Raw genomic sequence first — 24,904 nt, 5'->3', positions numbered from 1 at the left:
GCCGATCTCCGCCCTCGGCCTCCCCGAAGGCCCGCCGGCGCCCGGCCGGTCACAGACCCCGGATGAGTGAGCGCTCCCTCATGTCGCCGGCATCGGGATGGGCCGCCACGTTGCCGCCGGAGAGGACGGCCACCACGGGTCCGGCCGGCAGCGTGGCCCGGTGGGCGAAGTAGGCCGCGGTGGTCACCGCGCCGCTGGGCTCGGCGCGTTCCCCCAGCTCCTGCCAGAGCAGGTCGGCGGCGGCCCCGATGTCGTCCTCGCTCACGGTCACCATGTCGTCCACGTACCGGTGGATGTGCTCCCAGGCCAGGGCGCCCAGGACCGGGGCGCGCAGCCCGTCGGCCCGGGTGCGATAGGTCTGCTGCACCGGCCACGCGGTGCGCCGGCCGGAGCGGAAGCTGGCCACGCCGTCGGCGGCCAGCTCGGGCTCGACGCCGATCACCCTGATCGCCGGGTCGACGGCCTTGGCCGCGACCGCGACGCCGGCCAGCAGGCCGCCGTTGCAGACCGGCACCAGGATCGTGCCCGCGCGGGGCAGATCCCGGCAGATCTCGGTCCCGGCGCTGCCGTGCCCGGCGATGATGTCGAAATCGTCGGAGCGGACCACCGTGGCCGCGAGCCGGTCGGCCAGGGCCAGGCAGGTGACCTCCCGCAGGGCCGGCGGTGCGATCACCACCTCGGCGCCGAGCCTGCGGGCGGCCAGCACCTTCAGCTCCGGCGCGGTGTCGGGCAGGACCACGGTCGCCCGCAGGCCGTGCTCGCCGGCGGCGTAGGCGATGGCCTGGGCGTGGTTGCCGGAGGACTGGGCGATGACGTGCCCGACGCCCCGCTCGGCCAGCAGTCCCACGGCGTTCACCGCGCCCCGCACCTTGAACGAGCGGGTGGGCTGCCGGTTCTCCGGTTTGACCCAGAGCCGTTCGCCGGGCAGGCGCAGCAGCGGTGTGCGCAGCACGGAGGGCGCGATCCGGGCCGTGGCAGCGGCCACGTCGGCCGCCGTTACCAGGCTCATCTGCTCAGCACCCCGTCCTGGATGGCGTCCAGGTCGGCCTCGGCCTCGGGCGGCGGCGCGCTGTCGGGGACCAGGTCCTCCAGGTGGTGCAGCGGGCGGTAGCGCAGCCCGAGCAGCCCCCAGATCGCCAGGAACACGCCGCTGACCAGCAGCACCGCCGCCGCGCCCCGGCCGGGGCCCGAGGTGTACGACTGTGCCCAGTCGGCCAGCGGACCGGCGGTCAGGAAGCCCAGCGGCTGCATGGCCGTGGCCAGCATGACGTTGACGGCCAGGACCCGGCCCTGCAGCTCCGGCCCCACCTTCACCTGGATGATGGACAGCCAGTGCGCGTTGCCGATGCTCATGCAGGCCAGCCGGAGGAACAGGCCGGCCGCGACCAGCCACACCGCCGGCCACGCGCCCATCAGCACCACGCCGATCCCGGACCCGACCACGAAGCCGATCATGCCGGTGGCCCGGCGCCGGGTCCCGCCCCACACCAGCACCACCGCGGTGCCCACGGCCGCGCCGAGGCCGCCGACCGCGGTCACCGTACCCAGGGCGGCCGGGGAGCCGATGGCCAGCACGACCGGGGTGACCAGTACCCACATCAGCGCGGTGCAGAAGTTGACCACCGCGAAGTAGACCGCCATCACCAGCAGCGGCCGGCGCCGACGGAGGAACCGCCAGCCGCCGGTCAGCGCCGCCCGGAACGTCTCCTCCTGCCGGTGGAACAGCCGGTCGGGGAACCGGACCGCCAGCAGGGTCACCACCCCGATCCCGAACGAGACCACGTCGATGGCCACCACCGCGGACAGCCCGAACATGCCGATCAACGCGCCGCCGGCGAGCGGGGCCACCACGTTGCCGACCCCGAAACCCAGGTTGGCCACGGCGTTGGCCTGCGGCAGGTACGGCTTGGGCACCAGCTGCGCGATCGCGGCCAGATAGGCGGGCTGCTGGAAGGCGGTGGTCAGTGAGGTGAGGCCGACGATGAGGCACACGTTCCACAGCGCCAGCCGGTCGGTGACCAGCAGCAGGACCAGCGCCGCCATGGCCAGCCCGGAGACCGCGTCGCTGACCAGCATGATCCGGCGCCGGTCCACCCGGTCGGCCAGCGCGCCGCCCAGCGGGGTGAGCAGCACGGCCGGGATCTGGGACAGCATCACGACCAGGGCCAGATCCAGGATCCGGCCGCTGCCCTGGTAGGCCCAGACGCCGAGGGCGAACGAGCTCAGCGCCGTGCCCACCGCCGAGACGAACTGCCCGCCCGCGACGGCGTAGAAGGGGCGCAGGCCGGTCCGGTCGGGTGGGCGCACCGGGCCGGGCAGCCGCCCGGACGCCCAGCTCCGCAGGTGTTCGATCATCAGGGCGGCCAGCGGCTCGGCCTGGTGCCGCAGGAAGTAGTGGCCGGCGCGGGGCAGCACGGCCACCTCGGCCCTGGGCGCGAAGGCCGCCCACTCGGCGTACCGCTCCTGGTACAGCTCGGTGGCCCGGTCCCGCTCCCCCACCACGCACAGGATCGGGGCGCGCAGCGGCGTTCCCGCGCCGGCCAGCTCGCGGCCGAACCACTCCCGCGCCTGGCCGGCGTCGTGGCGCATCGCCCGCACCGCGACCTGCTTGGCAGCCTCGTCCATGTCCTCCAGCAGCCCGCCCGTGGCCCGCAGCGCGTCCCGGAACATCCGGTCGGAGACCAGGCGGTCACCGCGGAAGAGCCGCCGGCCGATGCCGGGCAGCTGGGCGGTGGGGAAGCTCGCGGCGGCGATCACGCCCAGCACGGGGACCCCGTCCGCCTCCAGCCTGCGGGCCAGGGCGACTGCGGGGGCGGAACCCACGCAGTGACCGTAGATCGCGATCGGGCCGGACGCGGTCTTGGCCACCTCCGCGGCCAGCACCTCCACCAGCTCCTCCAGCGGCAGCGGCAGCTCCTCCGGCCGGGCCGGGTCGTGGCCCGGCAACTCCACCGAAAGCACCTCCACCCGCTCGCCCAGCGCCCAGGCCAGCGGCTGGTAGACCGCCGCCGATCCGCCGCCGTACGGCACGCACACCAGAGTGAACTCGCTGGTACGGCCACCGCCCAGGCGGTGCAGCAGCCCGCCGCCGTCCTCGCGCTCCAGGAACGCGGCCAGCTCGGCGACCGTGGGCCGGGTGAACAGGTCGATCACCCGCAGGCCGCAGCCGATCTCCTTGACCGCGCGCACCGCGGCGAAGGAGTCCCCACCCAGGGCGAAGAAGTCGTCGTGCGCCCCGACCTCGGCCACGCCGAGCACCTGGGCCCAGGCCCGGGCGACCAGCTCCTCGCCGGCGGTGGAGGGCGGCACGAACTCGGTGGTCTCCGGCTGCGGCGCGGGCAGGGCGGCCCGGTCGATCTTCCCGTTCGGGTTGAGCGGGAGCCGGTCGAGCACGACGAGCTGGGCCGGGACCATGTAGTCGGGCAGCCGCTCCCGCAGCGCGGACCGGACCGCCGAGGTGTCCACGGTGGACGGTGTCACCCAGGCGGCGAGCTGCCGGGCCTTCCCCTCGCCCACCGGAAGCACCACGGCCTCGGCGACCTGGGGCAGGGCCCGCAGCGCGGTGGTGACCTCGCCCAGCTCGACCCGGTAGCCGCGCACCTTGACCTGGTCGTCCACCCGGCCGCGGAACTCCACCCGCCCGTCGGCCGTGACCCGCAGCAGGTCGCCGCTGCGGTAGCAGCGTCCCTGCCCGGTCAGCGGGTCGGGCACGAACCGTTCCGCGGTCAGCTCGGGCAGGCCGATGTAGCCGCGGGTGACCCCCGGGCCGCCGACCACCAGCTCGCCCGGCACCCCGACCGGCACCGGCCGCATGTCCGCGTCCACCAGGTGCCCGTACACCCCGGGCAGGGGCCGGCCCAGCGGCACGATCCCGGTCCGGTGCTCGACCGGGATCTCCTCGGTGTCGCAGACCAGGCAGATCATCGTGGACTCGGTGTGCCCGTAGTGGCTCTGGATCCGCAGTCCCGGCCGCGCGGCCCTGGCCCGCTCCACCAGATCCCAGGGACAGGCCTCTCCCGCCAGGATCAGCAGCTTGTCCGGCAGCACCGCGGCCAGGTCACCGCCGGAGGCCAGCAGCTCCAGGTGGCTGGGCACGCACTTGACCACGTCGATGTGGTGCGCGCTCAGGTATCCGGCGAACGCGTCGGGGTCCATCGCGGTCTCCCGCGCCACCAGGTGCACCGTCCCGCCCGTGGTCAGGGCGCCGAACACGCAGGTGAGCCCGAAGTCGGCGGCGGGAGTGGACACCACCGCGTACGATCCGCCCGGCACGTTGATCCGCGGCAGCATGCCGCCCAGGTAGCCCACCACGCTGCGGTGCTCGGCGGCCACGGCCTTGGGCGTGCCGGTGGAGCCCGAGGTGAAGATCACGTGGTGCAGGTGCTCCGGCCGCACGTCGACCTCCGGCCTGGTCGGCGGCAGGGACGGGAGCCGGTCGAGCGCCAGCACCCGGCGGCCGGGACCGATCAGGCCGACGAACTCGGCCGTGGTGACCACCGCGCGCACCCCGGCGGCGTCGAGCATGGTGGCGATCCTCACGGCCGGATAGGCCGGATCCAGGGGCAGGTAGCCACCGCCCGACTTCTGGATCCCGAACAGGGCGCAGGCCAGGTCGGCCCCCGGCTCCAGAAGGACGCCGACCGGCTCGTCGGCGCCGACCCCCGCGTCCAGCAGCCAGTGGGCGATCCGGTTGGCGGCCGTCTCCAGCTCGGCGTAGGTCAGGCTCCGGTCCGCGCTCACCACGGCCGGCGCGTCGGGGCTGGCGTCCACCCAGCGCTCGATCAGCCGGTGCACCGGAGTGTCCGCCGTGGACAGCAGCGGGTCACCGGCCAGGAGCGGGCCGGTCACCGGCTCCAGCGGCACCGCGCCCACGGGCGCGTCCAGCTCGGCCAGCATCCCGTCGAGCAGGGTCAGGTACCAGCGGGTGAACCGGGCCGCGGTGGCCGCCTCGAACAGGTCGGTGCGGTAGCTGAGCCCGCCGCGCAGCGGCCGGCCGGGCCCGCTGTCGACCACATGCCAGTTCAGGTCGAACTTCGCCGTCTGTTCGGTCAGGCCGATCTCGGCCGCCTCGAGGCCGGGCAGCTGCGGCCGGCCCGCGTCGGGGACGTAGTTCAGCATCACCTGGAACAGCGGGGTCGCGGCCAGGTTCCGCTCCGGCCGCAGCAGGTCCACCACCCGGTCGAACGGCGCGCTCGCGTGTGCCAGGGCGCCCAGCGCCGCCTCCCGGACCCGGGCCAGCAGTTCGTGGCCGGTCGGTCCGCCGCCCACGTCGGTCCGCACCACCACGGTGTTGAGGAAACAGCCCACCACGCCCTCGGTGTCGGGGTGGTCCCGGCCCGCGACCGGCACACCCACCGCGATGTCGGTGCCGGCCGACAGCCTCGCCAGCAGGGCCTGCAGAGCGGCCATCAGGACGATGAACGGCGTCGCCCGGTAGGCGGTGGCCACCGCCCTGACCCGCTCGCTCAGCTCCGCCGGCAGCTCCAGCTCCACCGAGGCGCCGCCCGGGTCGGCCACCGCGGGGCGCGGCCTGTCGGTGGGCAGGTCCAGCACCGGCGGCAGGCCGCGCAGCTGCTCGGCCCACCAGTCCAGCTCGGCCAGGTCGGGGACCGGGGCCACCTCGGCGTACTGGGCCGGCGGCGGCTCCGGCGGTGGCCGCAGGCCGAGCCTGGCGGCGTACAGCGCCGACAGCTCGGACAGCAGCAGTCCACGGGTCCAGGCGTCGGTGGCGATGTGGTGGAAGGTGAGCGAGAGCACGTGCTCCCGGTCGCCGACCGTGAGCAGCACCGCCCGCATCGGCGGCTCCCGGTCCAGCGCGAACGGCGTGGCCAGGTGCGCGGCCAGCACGGCCTCGACTCCGGAGCCGTCGACGTCCGCGGTGGACACCGGCACCTCCGCGGCCGGCCGTACCACCAGGACCGGCTCGGCGCCGGAGTCGTCGATCACGCTGCGCAGCACCTGGTGCCGCTCGGCCAGGTCGCGTACCGCGCCCAGCAGCGCCTCCACCTGGAGCGGCCCGTCCAGCCGCAGCGCCACCGGCACGTTGTAGGCCGTGCTCTCCGGCTCCAGCTGCGCCAGGAACCACAGCCTGGCCTGCGCCCCGGACAGCGGGGCCGGGCCGTCCGCCCGTTCTCGCCGCGCCCTGGCCTCCGGTGCCTGGCGGGGCAGGTTCGCGGCCAGATCGGCGAGCACCGGATGCTCGAACAGCAGCCGCACCGCGACCGGCACGCCCAGCCGTTCGCGCAGCCGGCCGACCGTCCGGGTGGCGGCGAAGGAGTGCCCGCCCAGGGCGAAGAAGTCGTCGTCCGCCCAGACCTGCGGCAGGTCAAGCACCTCGGCCCAGATCCCGGCGACCAGGTGCTCCTGTGGCGTGCCCGGCGGCACCCGCACCGCGGGGGCGGTCTCGGGGACCGGCAGCGCCGCCCGGTCCACCTTGCCGTTCGGGGTGAGCGGCAACGTCTCCAGCGCGCCGATCGCGGCCGGCACCATGTAGTCGGGCAGCCGCTCCCGCAGCAGCGCCCGCACCTGCGCGACGTCCACCGCGGAGGGGGTCACCCAGGCGGCCAGGCGTCGCTGCGCCCCGGTGCCGACCGGCTGCACGAAGGCCTCCGCCACCTGCGGAAGGGCTCGCAGCGCCGCGGTGACCTCGCCGAGTTCCACCCGGAACCCGCGCACCTTCACCTGGTCGTCGACCCGGCCCAGGAACTCCACCAGCCCGGCCTGGTTCACCCGCACCCGGTCTCCGGTGCGGTACCAGCCGTCCACGAACCGCTGCGCCGTCAGGTCGGGCCGGCCCAGGTAACCGCGGGCCAGGCTGGGCCCGCCGATCCACAGCTCCCCCGGCACGCCGTACGGCAGCGGCCGGCCGGTGGGGTCCACCACCCGGCACTCCACGTCGGGCAGCGGCCGGCCCAGCGGCGCCACCCCGGCGGGCACCTCGTCCACGTCGCAGGTCAGCACCGACACCGTGGTCTCGGTGGGCCCGTAGTGGATCTGCACCGCCAGGTCGGGCCGGGCCAGCCGGACCCGTTCGAGCAGATCCGACGGCACGGCCTCACCGGCCAGGATCAGCAGTCTCCCCGGCAGGGCGTCCATGCCCAGCAGCTCCAACTGGCTGGGCACCATCTTGACCGCGTCCACCGGATGCGCGGCCAGGTAGGCGGCGTACGCGGCCGGGTCGGTGGCCGTCTCGTGGTTGATCAGGTGCAGGGTGGCGCCCGAGGTCAGCGCGCACAGCACGTTGGTCAGCCCCAGGTCGGCCGCGGCGGTCGACACCAGGGCGAAGGAGGCCGTCCCGGCGGGGATCCGTCCGGCCACCGCGCCCAGGTAGTGGGTGATCTGCCGGTGCTCGACCGCGACCCCCTTGGGCTCCCCGGTGGAGCCGGAGGTGTAGATCACGTACGCCAGGTGGTCGGGCGGCACGGCCACGTCCGGGCGGCGCTCCGGCCCGCCCTCGGCGGCGGTGATCTCGGACTCGGTGAGCACGATCCGGACACCCGCGCCGGCCAGAATGGCCTCGGTCCGCCGCGCCGGGTAGACCGGGTCCAGCGGCAGGTAGGCCGCGCCGGCCTTGAGCACCCCCAGCAGGGCGACCACCAGCTCGGGCCGCCGCTCCATCAGCACGCCGACCGGCTCCTGCGGCCGCACCCCGCGGGCCAGCAGCCAGTGCGCCACCTGGTTGGCCCGCCGGTCCAGCTCCGCGTAGCTGAGCGAGCCGACCGCGAGCGCGTCGGGGCCGGCGTCGGCCATCCGCTCGACCAGCGTGTGCAGCGGCACGTCCGTCGGCAGGTCCTCGGCCGGGCCGCGCAGGTCAGGGCCTACGGGCAGCCGGACCGGCGCGTCCTGGTCGGTGAGCATCCCCTCCAGCAGCGCCAGGTACCACTCCACCAGCTGCCGGGCGGTGACCTCGTCGAACAGATCGGTCCGGTAGCGCAGCTCGCCGGTGAACCGGTCCCCGTCGTCGCCGAGCGTCAGGTTCAGGTCGAACTTGGCCGTCGGCGAGGGCACCGGTTCGGTCCGGACGTCCACCCCGGGCAGGCTCACCGGCGCGCCGACGTCGTAGACGTTCAGCATCACCTGGAACAGCGGGGTCACCGACAGGTTCCGCTCCGGTCGCAGCCGTTCCACGATCCGCTCGAACGGCGTGCGGGAGTGGGCGAACGCCTCCAGCGCGGCCGTTCGGACCCTGTCCAGCAGCTCCGCGCCGGTGGGGTCACCGGAGGTGTCGGTCCGCACCACCAGGGTGTTGATGAAACAGCCCACCACCCGCTCGGCGTCCGGGTGGTGCCGTCCGGCGTGCGGTACCCCGACGGCGACGTCGTCGCCGCCGGACAGGCGGGCCAGCAGCGCCTGCAGGCCGGCCATGAACACCATGAACGGTGTCACGCCCGCCGCCGCGCGCACCCTGGCGGACAGGGACTCGGGCACCTCGACCTCGACCGCGGCCCCCTGCCAGGTGGGGACGGCCGGGCGGGGCCGGGCGGTGGGCAGGTCCAGCACCGGCGGCAGGCCGGCCAGGTGCTCGGTCCACCAGTCCAGATCGGCCTCGGGCCGCCCGGCCTCCCACGCGACCACGTCGGCGTAGTGCAGGGCCGGGGGCTCCGGCTGCGGCGCCAGGCCGAGCCGGGCCGCGTACAGGGCCGCGAGGTCCTGCAGCAGCAGCCGTTCGGACCAGGCGTCGGTGGCGATGTGGTGCAGGGTCAGCGCGAGTACGCACTCGTCCCCGTCGAGCCGGAACACCGTGGCCCGCATCGGAGGCTCGGCGTCCAACCGGAACGGGCGCCAGGCATGGTCGGCCAGCTCCCGCTCCAGCGCCGCGGGCTCCACGTCCACCACGGAGACGGGCACGCCGCCGGCCTGCCGTACCCTCGTCCCGTCGATGACGCCGCGCAGGATCCAGTGCCGGTCGGCCAGCTCGGCCACCGCGGCGGTAAGGGCGGCGACGTCCACCGGCCCGCTCAGCCGCAGTGCCAGCGGCACGTTGTAGGCGGGGGAGTCCGGCTCCAGCTGGGCCAGGAACCACAGCCGCTCCTGGGCGGGCGACAGCGGCATCTCCGCTGTGGACAGCGCCGGGATGCCCCCGGCGCCGGGGGTCTCCGCCGCGGCCCGGGCAGCGGCGAACCGGGACCGGACCAACTCGGCGATCCGGTCCTGACGAACTTCGGTCATGCGTCGTTCCCGCCCATCAGTTCGGCGATCAACAGTTCTTCCAGTCCGGCGGCGAAGTCGGCGAGTACCGGTCGCTCGAACAGCGACCGCACCGGGACGGCCAGATCCAACGTCTCCTTGAGCCGGCCGATCACGCGGGTCGCGGCGAAGGAGTGCCCACCCAGGGCGAAGAAATCGTCGTCGGCCCAGATCGTGGGCCGTTCAAGCACGTCGGCCCAGATGGTGGCCACCAGACCTTCGGCGTCGGTGCCGGGTGCGACCCGTTCGGCCTCCGGGCCGTCGACCGGCTCGGGCAGGGCCTCCCGATCCACCTTGCCGCTGGGCAGGGTGGGCAGGGCCGGCAGCGCGACCCACCGCCGGGGCACCATGTGGCCGGGCAGCCGCGACCGGACGTGCCGCTCGACCGCGGCCAGGTCGGTCGTTTCCGGGGCGACATAGCCGACCAGGTGCGCCTGCGCGCCCGAGCCGGCCACGGTCACCGCCCCGTCGGCCACCTCGCGCAGCACCGCCTCGATCTCGCCCGGCTCGATCCGGTATCCGCGCACCTTCACCTGGTGGTCCCTGCGGCCGTGGAACTCCAGCGTCCCGTCCGGCCGCCACCGCACCAGGTCGCCGGTCCGGTAACACCGGCCACCGGGGACGAACGGGTCGTCGACGAACGCGGTCGCGGTCAGGTCGGGCCGGCCCCGGTACCCCCGGGCCACACCGGCCCCGCCCAACAGCAGCTCGCCCACCGCGCCCGGCGGCGCCAGCCGCAGTTCGGAGTCGACCACGTAGGCCCGCTCCCCCGGCATCGGCAGCCCGATCGGCACCCGGCCGTCCTCGTGCGCGCGGACCCGATGCAGGGTCGAGGCAACGCTGGCCTCGGTGGGACCGTAGGCGTTCCACAGCTCGCCGACCCGGGCCAGGATCTGCCCGGCCAGGGCCGGATCCAGGCTCTCCCCGCCGATGACGGCCCGCAGTGCCGGGTCACCGGCCCAGCCGGCGGCCAGCAGCATCCGGTACGTGGTGGGCACCAGGAGGGCCACCGTGGCCTTGCTGGCCGCGATCAGCTCGGCCAGCGCGTGCCCGTCCACGGCCGTGGCCCGGTCCACCACTACGCAGGCGCCGCCATGGGCCAGAACGCTCCACAGCTCGTACGCGGAGGCGTCGAAGGTCAAGGGCGCCACGGCCGGCTGGATGTCCCCCGGGCCCAGCCGCAGCGCGGAGGCCATCCCGGCCACGAGGGCGGCCAGGCCGCCGTGGGTGACCTCCACGCCCTTGGGAGCTCCGGTGGAGCCGGAGGTGTAGAGCACATACGCCAGATCCTCGGCCCGCACCTCCGGCAGCTCCGCCTGTCCGCCGTGGACGGCCGCCAGGTGGTCCAGGTCCAGGGCGGGCAGGCCCGCGACGGCCACGCCGCCCCGGGTGAGCACCACGCGCGCCCCGGCGTCCTCGGCCAGCCAGCGCAGCCGCTCGACCGGGTGCTCCGGGTCCAGCGGCAGATACGCCGCGCCGGCCCGCCACACCGCCAGCAGGACCGCCGGCATCAGGTGGTCCCGCGGCAGGCAGACCCCGACCACCTCGCCCGGCGCCACCCCGTGTTCCAGCAGCGCCGCCGCCACCCGGCCGGACCAGTCGTTCAGTTCGGCGTAGTCGATCGAGGTGCCGTCCGGGCCGATCACGGCCGTTCCTTCGGTGTGGGCCGCCAGCGCCTCGGGCACCGTCCGGAGAACCTCCGGCAGCTCCGGCCCTGCCGCGGCGGCCAGCAGGGCCGCGCGTTCGTCCGGGGTGACCAGCTCGAACGCCGACAGCGGCCGGTCCGGGTCGGCCAGCGCGCAGCGCAGCAGCCACATCAGCCGGTCCAGGTACGCCTCGGCCTGCGGCGGATCGAGGCGGGCGGTGCCGTACTCCAGCTGCAGCTCGGTGCCGGCCACGGTCCGGTCGACGAGCACGCTGAACTCGTGGACCGCGGCGCCCGAGCCCAGGTCGGTGAGCAGTTCCAGGTTGCCCAGGCGCACCGGTACCTCGGCGTGCTGCATGGCCAGCAGCACCGGGGCGCGGGGGAGGTCGGCGTGCGGGATCTCCTGGTGGACCAGTGCCCGCGTGGTCGCTGCGGCGGCCTGCCGGACCAGATCCCGGAAGGTCAGCGTGCCGGTCGGCCGCAGCCGCGCCGGCACCGTGTCCACCAGCGGGCCGATGACCTCGGTCAGCTCCGGCCGGGCCCGCCGTGCCGCGACCACCCCGACCAGCGTGTCGGGCTCGCCGCTCGCCAGGGCCAGAGCGGCCAGGTACACCGCGAACGGGGTGGCACCGCAGTCCCGGGACAGCGCGGCCACGTCCGTCACGAACTCCTCGGGCAGCGGCCGGATCACCCTGCCCGACGTCAGGTCCGCGGGCGCGGGGTCCGCCACCGGAGCACCGGCCAGCTCGGCCTGCCAGAACTCCCGCAGCCGCGCCGGATCCGGCTGTTCCCGCTGCTGCACGGCCACATCGCCGACCTGGACCGCCGGCCCGGGGACCGGCTCGCCGGCCAGCTCGGCGGCCAGCTCGCCCATCAGCACCCCGACCGAGCCACCGTCGAAGGCGATGTGGTCCACCACGACCACCAGCTCGGCCTCCGCGTCGCCGAGCCAGCACAGCTCGGCCCGGAGCAGCGGCACCTCGGCCGTCACGTCGAACACGTGCGCCGCGGCGGCCCGGGCCACCTTCTCCGGGTCCTCCCCCACTGCGTGCTCGACCAGGGGCACCGCGGCCGGCGGGTGGACCACGGCGTACGGCACGCCGTCCTCGTCGACGGCCACGGTGCTGCGCAGCACCTCGTGCCGGCGCACGACCTCGTTCAGGGCCTTGCTCAGCGGCGCGGCCTCGGGCAGGTCGCGCACGCGCAGCCGGATCCCCAGCGTGGTGACCGGGCTGTCGGGGTGGAGCCGGCTCAGGGTCCAGAACTCGCGCTGCATGTCGGTGAGCGGATGCCGGGTCCGGCCGTCCTGCCGCACCAGCTCGGGCCCGGCCTGGCGTAACCGGGTGGCCAGGCCCGCCGCGGTGGGGGCGGTCAGGAAAGCCGCCAGCGGCACGGTGTGCCCCAGCCTGCGGGACAGCTCGGTGACCACTCTGGCCGCGGCCAGGGAGTGCCCGCCCAGGTCGGTGAATCGATCGTGCACGCCGACCTGCGGCAGGCCGAGAACGCCGGCGATCACCTCGGCCACCAGGCGTTCGTCGTCGGTGCGGGGCGCGACCAGTGCCGCGCCGGCCGACCGGGAGGCGCCGAGTCTGGGCAGGGCCGCCCGGTCCACCTTTCCGTTGGGGCCGAGCGGAAGCTCCTCGGCCACGCCGATCCGGGTCGGCACCAGGTGGTCGGGCAGGCGGGCGCGCAGCCAGTCCCGCAGCTCCTGCCCGCTCACCCCGGAGGCCGCCACATGGCCGACCAGGTAGGCGGCCCCGTCGTCGTCGGTCGCGGCCAGCACGGTGGCCCGGCGTACCTCGGGATGGCGGGCCAGCGTGGCCTCCACCTCGCCCAGCTCCACCCGGTAGCCGCGGATCTTGATCTGGTCGTCGGTCCGGCCGGCGAAGCGCAGCTCGCCGTCCACCCGGCGGACCAGGTCACCGCTGCGGTAGACCCGGCCGCCGTCCGGTCCGGTGCGGAAGGCGGACGACTCACGCCCCAGGTAGCCGCGGGTCACCACCGGCCCGCCGATCCACAGCTCGCCCGCTTCTCCGTCCGGGACGGGGTTGCCCGCCGCGTCGCGCACCGAGAACACCGCGCCGGCGATCGGTCCGCCCAGGGGCGGCTCACCCTCGTGGTCCCGGCCGACCTCGGCGACGGCGCAGGTGGTGGTGCACTCGGTCGGGCCGTACAGATTCAGCACCCGGCGCACGCCGGGATTGGCGTAGATCCGCCGGACCAGGGCGCCGGTCAGCGGCTCGCCGCCGGAGAACACCGCGCGCACCCCGCTCGGCAGCGGCTCACGCAGCAGCACCGCCAGCGCGGAGGGGACCCCGTAGACGGTGGTCACCTCCTCGCGGGCGGGCAGGCTCGGCAGCGCCAGCAGGTTGTCGGCCAGGATCACCGTCCCACCGGCGACCAGCGGCAGGAAGAGCTGGCTGATCGACGGGTCGAAACAGACCGAGGCGGTGGCCAGCATGCCGCTCAGTTCCTCGGCGGTGTACGCCGACGCCTCCCAGCGCAGCAGGTTCAGGGTGTTGCGGTGCTCCACCACCACGCCCTTGGGCGTTCCGGTGGAGCCGGAGGTGTAGATGACGTACGCCGCGTCGCCCGGGTCTCCGGCCACGTGGGGCGCCCCCTCGCCCGGCGCCACGTCGTCGACGAGGATGGGCTCGGCCCCGGTCAGGGTGGCGGTCCGGCGCAGCGCGGCCGAGGTGAGCACCGCGGTCACCGCGGAGTCCTCGGCCATGAACCGCAACCGCTCGGCCGGGTAGGCGGGGTCCAGCGGCACGTAGGCCGCCCCCGCCTTCCACACCCCCACCAGCGCGGGAACCAGCCACTCGTCGCGATCCAGGCAGACTCCGACCAGGTGGCCGCCTCCGATGCCCCGTCCGGCCAGGGTGCGCGCGATGTCGTCGGCCCGGCGGTCCAACTCGGCGTAGCTGAGCCGGCTGGTGCCCGCCACGACGGCGGTGCGTGCCGGGGTACGCCGGCTCTGGGCCTGTATCGCCTCGTGGACGCGACCTGCCGCGTCGAACCTCTCGGCCACCGTTCCGGGAAGGCGGCCTACCAGATCGACGCGTGTCACATCAACGGTCACTTCGTCCTCTTTCCCAGCCAAGATCACATCTTTCCCAGCCAAGATCACGTCTGATGACGGGAAGTTGTTCGGATTGCCCAAGATTGTCGTAATGATCAAAGTCTATGATCAAGAGCGTGGGCCACATGCCTTGCAGCCGTCTTGGAAGCGAGTTGGACGGCCTCCGGCGCTGCGCCCGCCCCGGCCCCGGCCCCGGCCCCGGCCCCGGCCCCGGCCCCGAAAAGCGTCTTCCGTTCCGGCATCGTCATGCGACTCTTTCCAGGCCGACCTGGCCGGACAAATAGTTCGTGCCACGAATCACAAGGCGGTCCGATGGTAGGCTGGCCGTATGAGCAAGGACGCCGGCGAGCAGCCGGGGATCGTGGCCGCACTGGTGCGTTCCTCGTTCCTGGTCAACGCCGTGTACGCCGAGGCGGCCCGGGAATACGGGCTGACCCCGCAGCAGGGGCAGCTGCTCTGCGTGCTGATGGCCCAGCCGTACGGCATGAGCGAGCTGGGCGCGATGCTGCGGCTGGCGAAGTCGAGCCTCACCGAGCTGGTGGACCGGACCACCCGGCGGGGCCTGGCCCGGCGGGAGCCCGACCCGCGAGACGGGCGCGTGGTCCGGGTCGCGCTCACCGCGCAGGGCGGCAAGCTGGCCGAGGCGTTCTACACCGAGACGTGCCGGCGGATCGAGGAGCTCCCGGCGGGCCTCGGCGGCGCCGATCGCGACACGCTCACCGAGCTGCTGGGCCGGGTGGTGCGGGACAACAAGGTGCCACCGGTCTTCGGCGAGCGGGACCAGAGCGCCGCACACGGGCGCTGACGGCGCCGCGGCGCGCCCCACGCCTTTCGCCCCCAGCGGCACGGTATGCACTTTGTTCGCCTCACGAATGATATTAGTTCGTGTGGCGAACTTTCAGTGGCCGGTCCCGGCCGGCTCGCGGGGCGGATGTCCGGCCCGCTGTCACGGGGTGGGGCCGGGACTCCAGCCGAGCCGCTCGGCGACGGCCCTGGCCGGGCCGGTGGCGAGGGGGTCGCACAGCATCTCCACCCGGTGCACCACGCGCGGCGCGGTCAGCGGCACCCCGGCCGTCACCGACGAGGGCAGCAGGGTCAGGCCGTGCCCGGCCGCGGCGAGGTTCAACACCGTGTGCAGGTCGTCGCCGTCGTAGCGGAACCCGATGCGGAACCCGCCCACGCCCGTCACCTCGCGCAACCGTTCCACCGGCACGGCGGCCGGGGCCTGCAGCCACAGCGCGTCGGCCAGGTCGGCCAGGGCCAGCCCGCGCCGGCCGGACAGCGGGTGGCCGGCGGGCAGGACCACCACCAGCCCGTCCTCGGCCACGCCGATACCGGTCGCCGCTCCCACGTCCGGCAGACGGAGTGGATCGCTGGGCGCGGCGATCCCGTCGACGAACCCCAGGTCGGCCGCGCCCGAGGCGACCTGCTCGGCGACGCGTTCGCGGCCGGCGGTGCTCAGCGTCACCGACAGCCGGGCCTGGGCCAGGCTCCGGGCGACCGCCGGGGTGCACGCCAGCGGGGAGGCGACCACGGTCAGCCGCTCGACCGGGTCGGCGGCGGCGCGCAGCACGTCGGCGCGGGCCGCCTGGTGGCGCAGCAGCAGCGGCGCGGCGTGTTCCAGCAGGCGCTCCCCGGCCGGGGTGGGCGCCACCGGCCGGCGGCGCAGCAGCGCCAGGCCCAGGTCCGCCTCAAGCGCGGCGATCTGCTGGGACACCGCCGACTGGGTGTAGCCGAGTTCCTCGGCGGCGGCGGAGAAGGACCGCCAACGGACGACGGTCACGAACGTGCGCAGCAGATGCGGATCCACAGTGCATCAGTATCGCTTATCGACCCAGCAGGGATCATCGTTGGCGCTTACCTCGGGAGCCCGTGAAGATGAGTCCATGACCACCGCGAGAATCGCCCTGGTGGGCGACAGATCCCCCGGCGTCCAGGCCCACGTGCGCATCCCCTCCATCCTCGAGGGGCTGCGCGAGCGTGACGGGCTGACGCTGGACGCTTACTGGATCCCCACGACCGAGGCCGAGGGCCTGGAGGGGTTCGACGGCATCTGGATGCTGCCCGGCAGCCCCTACCGCAGCGAGGCCGGCGCGGTGAACGCCGCCCGCACCGCGCGTGAGCACGGCATCCCGTTCCTGGGCACCTGCGGCGGCTTCCAGCACACCCTGCTGGAGTACGCGCGCAACGTCCTCGGCCTGCCGGTCGCCCACGCCGAGAACACCCCCGGCGCCGACGACTTCCTGCTGCTGCCGCTGGCCTGCTCGCTCGTCGGTCACGAGGGCACGGTACTGCTGGCGCCCGGATCGCTGGCCGAGAAGATCATCGGCGCCGAGCGGAGCATGGAGAGATACTCCTGCAACTTCGGCCTCAACCCCGGCTACCTGCCCGTGCTGGAGGAGGGCGGCCTGAGCTTCACCGGCCACGACGAGGACGGAGCCGTGCGGGTGCTGGAGCTGCCCGGCCACCCGTTCTTCCTGGCCACGCTCTTCCAGCCCGAGCTGGCCGGGGACGGCACCCGGCCGCACCCGATCATCACCGCGTTCGCCGCGGCCTCCGTCGCCCGCGCCGCGTCAGCCGTGTCAGCCGCGTCAGCCGTGTCATCGGCCTCATGACCGCATACGCCTAGTACTCCAGTGACACTTCGCGATCATGATTGGGATCTGCGCCGGTAGTGGCCGTGCCCCCCAGCGGCTCCAGGGGCCGGCGGCCTCTGCGGCGATCAGCGGCGGTCGCGGTCGGTCGGGCTCGGCCCGCAGCACGACGAGCTGCGGGACGGGATCAGCGGCGAGCTGGAACGGTTGCGCTCGGCCGGCTGACGGCCGCTACCGTGCGAGCAACGGGAGCGCCGGGAAGGTGTGGTCCTGCCACAGCAGCCGCGAGGTCTCTTCCGGGTAGGCGGTGACCATCGACGGCGTGTCGAAGAGCTGTGCGAGGCGGTGGTCGGCGTCGTAGGCAGGCCAGCCCGGATCGCCGTGAGCGGCGAACGCCGTCCACGCCCTGCGGATCTGCGCGGACAGCTCCTCCGCCGCCGGGGAGGGCGGGTCGCCGATCAGCATGGCGGGCTGTCCGCTGCTCAGGTTGCCGAAGACGAGCGGCACGTCCAGACCGTGGCAGGCGCCGAGGGCACCGCCCAATCCCGGGGCGGACCAGGTCAGCTCGTACAGGTGGGCCCGGCCGCCGCCGGCGATCTGCGCGTCGGCGAGGTGGAGGCTCGGCATGCGGAACAGCCAGTCCGCGTTGACCAGTTCGTACAGCTCCTCATCGGCCGCGGCCGGGAACGCCTCCCGGTATCGGCGTGCGCCGTCCGGCCCGGGGGCGAGCAGGTGCAGAGCGGTCTCGGTCTGCTCGTGCGTGACCTGGCCGAGCACGCCGTCGATCAGGCTGAACAACCGGTGCTCGTCACGGGTGTGCCCGACGAGAAGTCCGACGTCCCGGGCGGCGCCGTCAGCCAGCGCCTGCCAAGGGGTCGCCGGCAGGACGTCACCGTCGACAACCGGTGCGAACGGGGTCGGCCGGTGTGTGATCTGCCCCCAGCGCTCCCGCCATTGGACCGTCTTGGCGGAGATCGCGTCGCCCACGCCGGGCAGCCGGGCCGGAGCCACCGCCGACAGGCCGGACACCGTTGGCCGTATCCCCAGCTCGACGGCGCAGGCGGCGGCGATGTCGGCGGCCAGCTCCGGGGAGAAGAACGTCCCCGGCACGCTCTGCGCGATCGCCCGGCGGAAGAGCCCGGCGGCGCGCGGCATGGCGAGCAGCGCGGCGACCGATCCGCCGCCCGCCGACTCCCCGAAGACCGTGACCCGATCCGGGTCGCCGCCGAACACCCGGATGTTGTCCCGCACCCACTGCAAGGCCGCGACCTGGTCGAGCAGTCCCCGGTTGGCCGGGGCTCCGTCGATCTGCGCGAAACCCTCGATACCGAGACGGTAGTTGAGGGTCACGACCACGGCCCCGCTCCCGGCCAGGCGCCCGGCGTCGTATTCCGGGAGGCTGGAGTTGCCCGCGACGTAACCGCCGCCGGGGATCCACACCATCACCGGGAGCCCTGCCGCCGGATCCGGATCCGGTGTCCAGACGTTGAGCGTCAACCAGTCGTCGCCGGCGGTGTCCTGGGACGCCCCGAGCAGGCCGGACTGCGGGGGCGGCGGGCCGTACGCGACCGCCGGGCGCACACCGTCCCAGCTGCGCACCGGCTGCGGCGCGGCGAAACGGAGGGCGCCGACCGGCGGCTCGGCAAACGGGATGCCGCGGAAGACCGCCAGGCCCGCCTCCCGGCCGCCGCGGAGGACGCCGGCCGCCGTGCCGACTTCCGGCTCAGACTCGGACGGTTTGCTCGATGCGGTGAGGGCCACTTTGCGGTTTCCTCTCTGCTCCTGCTCATCGGAGCATCCCCGTACGCGCCATCTGCGGGCAAGCCATTTATTCAGGGGGCAGAACCGGTAAGAGGAAAAGGGGCAACGGTCACGCGGTGACCGGCGGGTTCCTTCTTGTTATCCGCTGAGTCCAGTTCGGGGTTTGACGACCGTCCGGTATCGGTTTCCGGAGTCCTCTGCACTGATTCCCGAAGTCGTCTTCACCGGCTGACGCACAGTGGTGGGATCACGTCGGTCTCCGAGACCGTGGCCACTGGTAATCCAGTGACGTTTTGCGATCTTGCTGGTCAGGTCACATGAAGACGGCCACCGCGTGATCATCGAGTGTTGTGTGCTGGCCGTTTTCCTGTTCAGTCCGGCCCGGCTGATCAACGAGGTCCTGCGCTGGTCACAATGGCGTCGTTGTCATCAGGCCCGAGCCCGGCAATGCCACTACCAGCGCAGATCTGACCATGATCTCAAAACGTCACTGGAGTACTAGACGTTTTCCGGCAGCTCGCGGAGGCTCCGCAGCGGCGAGAACATGATCGGAATCCAGCTCACCGCGAGCACCGCCGCGCCCGTCCACAGCGCCGCGCGCACGCTCACCAGGTCTCCGACCAGCCCGGCCACCCCGGCCCCGATCGCCAGGGCCCCGGTGAACAGAAACCGCATCGTCGCGGTCACCCGCCCCAGCATCTCGTCCGGGGTGACCCGCTGGCGGAAGCTCACCTTGATCACATTGCCGACGCCGACCTTGTAGGTGAGCACCAGCCACGCGGCGGCGGACGGCCACAGCCACGGGCCCTCGTCCAGCAGCGGGATCAGCGGGACGGACGGCACGAAGGCCACGCTGGTCAGCCGGATCGTCCGGCCCTCCCCCAGCCGCCGCCCGAGCCGCCGGGCACCGGCCGAGCCGAGGAAGACCCCGATCCCGCCGACGGTCAGGAAGGCGCCCAGCCAGAGCGGGGACAGACCGAGCTCCCGGACGAACAGGACGGGGAGCATCGTCTGGACGATCTGTATCCCGAGGTTCGTCAGCGCCCCCTCCACGGCGATGGCCCGCAGGATCGGATGCCCGGTCACCAGACGGAGCCCCTGGGCGATGTCCCTGCCGAGGCCGGCCTCCGCCCTCACCTCCGGGCGCGGCTCCACCCGGCGGATGGAGCGCAGGCACAGTGCCGACCACAGATAGCTCAGCGCGTCCACGGCGATCGCCGCCGGGGCCGACAGCAGCTGGATCAGGTAACCGCCGACGCCGCGCCCGGCGAGCTGGTTGGCCGCGTCCATGCTGACCAGCGCGGTGTTGGCCGCCATCAGCCGCTCGGGACCGACCAGGTGGGGCAGGTAGCTCTGGTCGGCGACCTCGAAGAACACCGTGGCCGCCCCGCACAGCAGCACCACGGCGTAGAGGTGGGGCAGGGTGAGCGCCCCCAGCCACCAGACCACCGGCACCGACCCCAGCAGTACGGCCCGTACCAGGTCGGCTGTGATCATCACGGGCCGGCGCCGCATCCGGTCCACCCAGGCGCCCGCGGGCAGGCCGATCAGCAGGAACGCCAGCGTGCTCAGCATCGCCAGCAGCCCGACCTCGCCGGGGGTGGCCCGCAGCGCCGTCACCGCGGCGAGCGGGAGTGCCAGGTAACCGATCGAGGTGCCCAGCCTGCTGGCCGCGGCCGCGGCGAACAGCCTGCGGAAGTCGGCGTCGGCGAAGAGCGGCCGGTGAGATGTCGTCGTGGTGGTCATGCGCCGACCCTGCCGCCGCCCCGGTGGCCTCTCCATTAATTTAGGCAGGAGCGAATCGGCCGGGGCGGCGTGGAGACGCCGGCGGGCTCCGCACCCGCGGGCCACCCGCCGCCACCGCCGCGCCGGGTGGGCCGGTGGCGGCGCCGAGGACGCCGTGGACGCGCGGCGCGGAGGGAGTGCGCTGTGCTGGAGCTGGAGTTCGGGCTGGCGGACCTGGCGTGCACGCGGTTCGCGTTCTCCCCGCTGTGGGAGGTGGTGGCCAGCGTCCGGGTGCTGAAGAGCCCTGGTGAGCACCCCCTGCACCGGCCGTGGGTGACCGCCGTCCTGCCGAGGCTGCGGACCTCCGGGCTGGACTGGGGGATGCTGGCGGATCTGGTGCCCGTGCCCACCCGCAGGATCCCGGCGTTCGTCTGCCCGCCGCCGGTCAGCACCGCACCTCACCTGGAGGTGGAGTTGGCCACGATGTGCGCGACCCCGCCCGGACGGGTCCGCGTCGAGCTGGCGGACATGGAGAGCCCCCGTCTCCAGCCGCTCCGCGACGATCCGGCCCGCGGCCTGGTACGGCTGGCCGAGGTGATCCGGGACTACTGGGCCGTCGCGCTGGCACCGTACTGGCCGAAGATCCGCGCCCTCCTCGAAGGCGACGTGCTCCACCGGGCCCGGCTGCTGGCCGAAGGGGGCGCCGGCCGGCTGCTCAACGACCTCGATCCGGCCGTCAGATGGGAGAAGGACACCCTGTTCATCCAGCACCGTCACGTGTCGGGCAGCAGGGAGCTGGGCGGGCGGGGACTGCTGCTGGTGCCCTCGGTCTTCGTGTGGCCGAGGCTGTTCTCGGTCACCACACCGCCCTGGCAGCCCACGGTGCGCTACTCGCCCCGGGGCGTCGCCACCCTCTGGGAGCGCCGGGCGACCGGCGTTCCGGAGGCACTGGCCGCGGTGCTCGGCCGCTCCCGCGCCCTGCTGCTGGCCGAGCTGGACGCCCCGGCCTCCACCACCGACCTGAGCCTGCGCACCGGCATGTCGATGGGCGGGGTGTCGCAGCACCTGACCGCGCTGCGGGCGGCGGGGCTGGTCGGCGCCCACCGGAGCGGAAGGTATGTGCTCTACGCCCGCAGCGAGATCGCCGAGGCCCTGCTCGCGGGGACGGGAGCGTGAGGAGCGGGAGCCTGGGGGCGCCGGTGCCGGCCGTCCCGGGCGGGCCCGGGGGTCGATCCACCGGGCCCGTCCGGAGCGGGAGTGCGCGGGGCGCGGCTACGGCAGGCCGTTGCGCTGCTTGTAGTCGTTCCACACCTGGGTGCAGTAACCGTGGCGCCAGTCGCTCTGCTGGAAGTGCCGGCAGGCGTAGGCGGCACTGAGCCGGTCGCCGGGGCTGTCGGGGACGACGGAAGTGTCGGGGATCGCGGAGGTCCTGGGGATCCGTGGGGTTCTGGAGGGCCGAGGGGTCCTGGGAGGTCTGGGGGTCCGGGGAGTGACCGAGGGCTCGGGGGTGGTGAGGGCGTCGGCGCTGACGCCGGTGCCGGTCTCCTCGCCGGGCGACGGGCGACGCGCCCGTGGGGCCGGCGACGTCTGCGGAGGCTCCGGCGGCTCCGGCTCGGCGGTCCTGGGCGCCGGTCTCCGGACGGCCTTCGGCGCGCCGGCCTCCCGGTGGCGCCGTCCGTCCTGACCGGCCCGGATGTCAGGGATCACGTGGCGCCGGGGATGCTCGGCCGCGCGCGCCGGCGCCGGCTCCCGGCCGTGGGGGCGCCTGTCCGGAGTGGCGGGGACGGCCTGCGGCGTGTCACGGGGCACGTGACCGGTGGCCGGTGCGGTCGCCGACGGAGTGACCACCACGTCGTGGCCGGCCATCCGGGACGGGGCGGGCACCGCGGCCTTGAGGGTGGCCGGCCGGGACACCGGCGACCATCCGGAGGACCAGAAGCCGACCCCGGCGGCCGCGAGGAATCCGCAGATCAGCGCGGGCCGCAGGAGCCGCTCACGGGGGATCTGCGGCCATGGCCACGGCCGGCGCGACCTAGCCGGGGGCGGTGGGGGCGGCGGCTGGGGCGGCCAGACCTGCCTGATGTCGACGTTGATCCGGGATCCGTACACGAACGGGTCGCCGGCGGTGCCGTAGCGCGGGCCGCGGGCGTCGGCCCGGTGCTTGTCCGGAGATGTCGCCGGCTCGGGCGGTGGATCCGGCGGGGCGCCGTACGGCCTGCGGCCGCGTGGTCCCGGTCCCGGGCCGCGTCGGTGAGCCGGGCCGTGATCATCGTGCATCTCGCCTCCCATGTCACGTCTTGATCTGCCCCAGCCTGTCGAATGTCACGCACCGTACGGGCAAGGTAACGGGAGGCTCTTATGGAGCTGTTATCAGGGTCACGGAGCGAAGCCCCGCGAACGCCCGCAAAGCGCCCAGCGGATCCGCTGTCCCACGGCGGCCGGCCGCACGGGCCCGCCCGGCCGCACGGGCCCGCCCGGTCGCGCGGCGCGGCCGGCCGCGCCAAGTACGGCCCGCACGGCGCGGCCGGCCCGGCCGCTCAGCCGATCAACCGCTCAGCCGATCAGCCGCCGGACCTTGAGGACGCTGTCCGTACGGGTGGCCGGCTGCCCGTCGGGGCCGGTCTGGCTCCGCTGGTGCTCTTCGCACAGCTGCACCTCCCACTGCCCGTCGGGGAGGTCGAGGGCTTCGAGGACCTCCTTCGGCGTGGGCAAGCGCATCTGGGGATGGGAATCGTGCTCCCAGGAGGGATGCCCCGCGTGTCCGACGACAAGGAGCACCCCGCCGGGCGCGACGGCCGAGGCGGCGGTCCGCAGGATCCTCTCCCGCGGCATGTCTCCGCGGGAGTGCAGGAACTGGGCGGAGACGAGATCGAAGTCGCCGGCGGGGAAGGACGCTCCGAGGTCGTGCCGTTGCCAGTCGATGCGTCCGTCGACCTCCGCCGCCGTCGCGTGCCGGGCCGCGCGGTCGAGGGCGACGCGGGAGATGTCGGTGGCGGTGACACGCCACCCCTGGCGCGCGAGCCAGATCGCGTCGGCCCCCTCACCGCACCCCAGGTCCAGGGCTCTGCCCGGCGCCAGGCCGGTGATCTCACGGACCAGGACGGCGTTGGGATTCCCGCTCCAGATCTGGTCGCTCTCCCCGTAACGGGCGTCCCAGAACTCCTCCTCCGAGATGGTGCCATCCGTCATCAGTGCGTCCTCCTACGTGCCTTCGTGCCGGGCGGGACCACGGTCCGCACCGGCGGTCACCGCGTCTCCGTTCACGAGAGATGGTCCGCCCGGACCCCGGTGCTTGACAAAATTCATTGCCAGTCCGGCAAAAAGGACGGCCCCATGAGCGGGCCGGCGGCCCGCCGGTCGGCGCGCCGGCGACCGGCGGTCCCCACGTCCGCCCCCGCGCCGGTCACCGGCCGGCAGGCCAGGCCCGTAGCGCCGTCTCGGCGACCCGGAGCAGATCTTCCCTGTCGCAGCCGCCGGGCCGATCAGTATCGGCGTCGTCGGCGCCGACCCCGACCGGGGCGCCGTCCGCTCCGGCGAGGACGGCCCGTCACACCGCTCTGACCGGTGGAGTCCCCGGAGATCACCGCTCCGGTACCGTCACGGGGTGGGTCAGCCGCGACCGGCGGGGCCGCCGGCCGCGGGCACCCAGGCGGTGTGCCGTACGGCCGGCGGCATGGCCGGGAGGTGGACCACCGCCTGGGGCCGGCCGGTCAGGTGGAGCGCGTCGAGCACCAGCAGCTCGCTGCGCCGCTGTACGGCGTTCCGCGTGAGGACCACGATCCAGCCGTCGCCCTCGGCGCGGCCGCGGGGGACGAATACCGGCCGGTCGGCGCTCCAGCCCGGCGGCAGCTCCCGCACTTGGGTGCTGTCGGCCGCGAGGTCGTGGCCGACCAGCGCCCGCCCGCCGGGGGTGCGGCCGAAGACCAGCTGATGCCTGCGGCCGGCCCGCCGGGAGTCCACCGAGGCCAGTTCCAGGGAGTCGACCAGCGGCCGCTCGCACGCCGTACCGCTGTCCAGGTCGAGGGTCCACCGGTGCACCCGCGGCGATCCGGTGGCGGCGGCTCCGGACCGCGCCGGGCCGTCGAAGGCCCGGTCGTGGCGGACCGCGTCAACGACCACCCGGTGGCCGTCGTCGTAGGCGTTCACCGACTGGAACACGTAACAAGGGTCGATCGGGAACCAGCGCGGTTCCGCGGTGTCGCCCGGCCGCCGCGACAGCAGCCCGATGCGGGCCGGCCGGTCCCGCCGCCAACGGTAGGGGGAACCGGCACCGACCATGGCGGCCGCCCGGTGGTAGGTCACGGGCAGGTCGAACACCACGACGAACCGTTCGGTGAGCGCGACCGCGTGCATGAGCGGCGCGCCGTCGAGCGCGAACGGCCGGACGGCGCGGACGGCGCCGTCCGGTCCGATGGTCAGGTGTTCGGCGCGGCTCAGACCGGGATGGGTGGCGATCGTGTGCCACTCGGCCGTGGCCGGGTCCTGGACCGGCAGCGCGAGGCCGCTCCGGCCCGGTCCGGCCGGGGTCGCGGTGGACCCGGCGTGCCGGGGCCAGGTCATGGGACTCGCCGCCCAGTCCAGCGGGTGGCCGTGGAACTCCCCGGCGGAGGCCCTGAGCCGTCGGGCCGTGCCGCCGCCGAGCCGCACGCCGGACAGGAGAGCCGGCCCGTCCGTGGCGTACGGCCGTGCCGGATGCGGGCCCGCCTGCACGAGGGCGCCGTCCAGGCCGGCGGGTATGGCGCCGTCGACGGGCAGCCACTCGCCGAACGGCAGGTGGCAGTGGGACGCGGGGGCGGTCATGGTGATCGGGTCGATGTGCTCTGTGATGGTCATATCGGCACCTCCCTGTGGGGCCTGACGGGTAGCATAACAGCGTTATGCTAAACATAACGCTGTTATGCCATACTGTCA

The 24,904-nt window shown here is 74.3% G+C and carries 12 protein-coding genes; 3 read left to right on the top strand and 9 right to left on the bottom strand.

From position 1 onward, the window contains the following. Nucleotides 1–49: 49 nt before the first annotated feature. The 3 genes from J2S55_RS36755 to J2S55_RS36745 are packed head-to-tail and all read right to left on the bottom strand — an operon-like array spanning nt 50 to nt 13,913. Nucleotides 50–1,009, bottom strand: coding sequence for a threonine ammonia-lyase (locus J2S55_RS36755; RefSeq protein WP_306870596.1), 960 nt, complete (start codon nt 1,007–1,009; stop codon nt 50–52). Then, a complete protein-coding gene (locus tag J2S55_RS36750) occupies nt 1,006–9,168 on the bottom strand; it encodes a non-ribosomal peptide synthetase/MFS transporter (RefSeq protein WP_306870593.1) in 8,163 nt (2,720 codons plus the stop codon). Before J2S55_RS36750 ends, J2S55_RS36755 begins: the two co-directional genes overlap by 4 nt. Further along, the gene (locus J2S55_RS36745) at nt 9,165–13,913 is read right to left on the bottom strand and encodes a non-ribosomal peptide synthetase (RefSeq protein WP_306870589.1); all 4,749 of its coding nucleotides are present in this window, start codon (nt 13,911–13,913) and stop codon (nt 9,165–9,167) included. The genes J2S55_RS36750 and J2S55_RS36745 overlap by 4 nt, the downstream gene beginning before the upstream one ends. A 328-nt stretch (nt 13,914–14,241) precedes the next feature. Here J2S55_RS36745 and J2S55_RS36740 point away from each other — a divergent pair, with 328 nt between their 5' ends. Beyond that, nucleotides 14,242–14,718 (top strand): MarR family winged helix-turn-helix transcriptional regulator, encoded by a 477-nt coding sequence (locus J2S55_RS36740; protein WP_306870587.1) that lies wholly within the window; start codon nt 14,242–14,244, stop codon nt 14,716–14,718. A 141-nt stretch (nt 14,719–14,859) separates the two neighbouring features. Here the strand turns inward: J2S55_RS36740 and J2S55_RS36735 are convergent, their stop codons facing one another. Further along, complete coding sequence (locus tag J2S55_RS36735) at nt 14,860–15,723, bottom strand: LysR family transcriptional regulator (RefSeq protein ID WP_306870584.1); 864 nt, start codon at nt 15,721–15,723, stop codon at nt 14,860–14,862. Between the two features lie 76 nt (nt 15,724–15,799). Here J2S55_RS36735 and J2S55_RS36730 point away from each other — a divergent pair, with 76 nt between their 5' ends. Further along, on the top strand, nt 15,800–16,528 hold the full coding sequence (locus tag J2S55_RS36730; RefSeq protein ID WP_306870581.1) for a CTP synthase C-terminal region-related (seleno)protein: 729 nt from the start codon (nt 15,800–15,802) through the stop codon (nt 16,526–16,528). Nucleotides 16,529–16,738: 210 nt separating this feature from the next. On the opposite strand, the gene J2S55_RS36725 is transcribed toward J2S55_RS36730, so the two are convergent. Next, entirely contained in the window at nt 16,739–18,268 is a 1,530-nt protein-coding gene (locus tag J2S55_RS36725; RefSeq protein WP_306870578.1) for a carboxylesterase/lipase family protein, read from the bottom strand. Between the two features lie 498 nt (nt 18,269–18,766). Then, nucleotides 18,767–20,014 carry an MFS transporter gene (locus J2S55_RS36720; RefSeq protein WP_306870575.1) on the bottom strand — a complete coding sequence of 416 codons (1,248 nt, stop codon included), beginning with the start codon at nt 20,012–20,014 and terminating at the stop codon, nt 18,767–18,769. A 183-nt stretch (nt 20,015–20,197) separates the two neighbouring features. Here J2S55_RS36720 and J2S55_RS36715 point away from each other — a divergent pair, with 183 nt between their 5' ends. Continuing rightward, on the top strand, nt 20,198–21,169 hold the full coding sequence (locus J2S55_RS36715) for an ArsR/SmtB family transcription factor (protein ID WP_306870572.1): 972 nt from the start codon (nt 20,198–20,200) through the stop codon (nt 21,167–21,169). Nucleotides 21,170–21,265: 96 nt separating this feature from the next. Here J2S55_RS36715 and J2S55_RS36710 read toward each other — a convergent pair whose 3' ends face one another. The 3 genes from J2S55_RS36710 to J2S55_RS36700 form a co-directional block, all read right to left on the bottom strand. Then, nucleotides 21,266–22,270, bottom strand: a complete 1,005-nt coding sequence (locus tag J2S55_RS36710; RefSeq protein ID WP_306870570.1) for a hypothetical protein — start codon at nt 22,268–22,270, stop codon at nt 21,266–21,268. Between the two features lie 276 nt (nt 22,271–22,546). Beyond that, nucleotides 22,547–23,182 carry a class I SAM-dependent methyltransferase gene (locus J2S55_RS36705; RefSeq protein ID WP_306870567.1) on the bottom strand — a complete coding sequence of 212 codons (636 nt, stop codon included), beginning with the start codon at nt 23,180–23,182 and terminating at the stop codon, nt 22,547–22,549. Nucleotides 23,183–23,602: 420 nt separating this feature from the next. Continuing rightward, nucleotides 23,603–24,826 carry a carotenoid oxygenase family protein gene (locus J2S55_RS36700; protein WP_306870565.1) on the bottom strand — a complete coding sequence of 408 codons (1,224 nt, stop codon included), beginning with the start codon at nt 24,824–24,826 and terminating at the stop codon, nt 23,603–23,605. Nucleotides 24,827–24,904: the final 78 nt, after the last annotated feature.

Source organism: Streptosporangium brasiliense, from assembly GCF_030811595.1.
GTDB classification, from domain to species: Bacteria; Actinomycetota; Actinomycetes; order Streptosporangiales; family Streptosporangiaceae; genus Streptosporangium; species Streptosporangium brasiliense.
The sequence above is the reverse complement of the archived record's forward strand: the minus strand, read 5'-3'. Positions and strand labels throughout refer to the sequence as shown.

What these genes read in the sequence shown, in the direction of transcription:
- J2S55_RS36705 (WP_306870567.1), bottom strand. Translation starts at nt 23,182, where the DNA reads ATGACGGATGGCACCATCTCGGAGGAGGAGTTCTGGGACGCCCGTTAC.
- J2S55_RS36710 (WP_306870570.1), bottom strand. Translation starts at nt 22,270, where the DNA reads ATGCACGATGATCACGGCCCGGCTCACCGACGCGGCCCGGGACCGGGA.
- J2S55_RS36700 (WP_306870565.1), bottom strand. Translation starts at nt 24,826, where the DNA reads ATGACCATCACAGAGCACATCGACCCGATCACCATGACCGCCCCCGCG.
- J2S55_RS36740 (WP_306870587.1), top strand. Translation starts at nt 14,242, where the DNA reads ATGAGCAAGGACGCCGGCGAGCAGCCGGGGATCGTGGCCGCACTGGTG.
- J2S55_RS36750 (WP_306870593.1), bottom strand. Translation starts at nt 9,168, where the DNA reads ATGACCGAAGTTCGTCAGGACCGGATCGCCGAGTTGGTCCGGTCCCGG.
- J2S55_RS36755 (WP_306870596.1), bottom strand. Translation starts at nt 1,009, where the DNA reads ATGAGCCTGGTAACGGCGGCCGACGTGGCCGCTGCCACGGCCCGGATC.
- J2S55_RS36730 (WP_306870581.1), top strand. Translation starts at nt 15,800, where the DNA reads ATGACCACCGCGAGAATCGCCCTGGTGGGCGACAGATCCCCCGGCGTC.
- J2S55_RS36720 (WP_306870575.1), bottom strand. Translation starts at nt 20,014, where the DNA reads ATGACCACCACGACGACATCTCACCGGCCGCTCTTCGCCGACGCCGAC.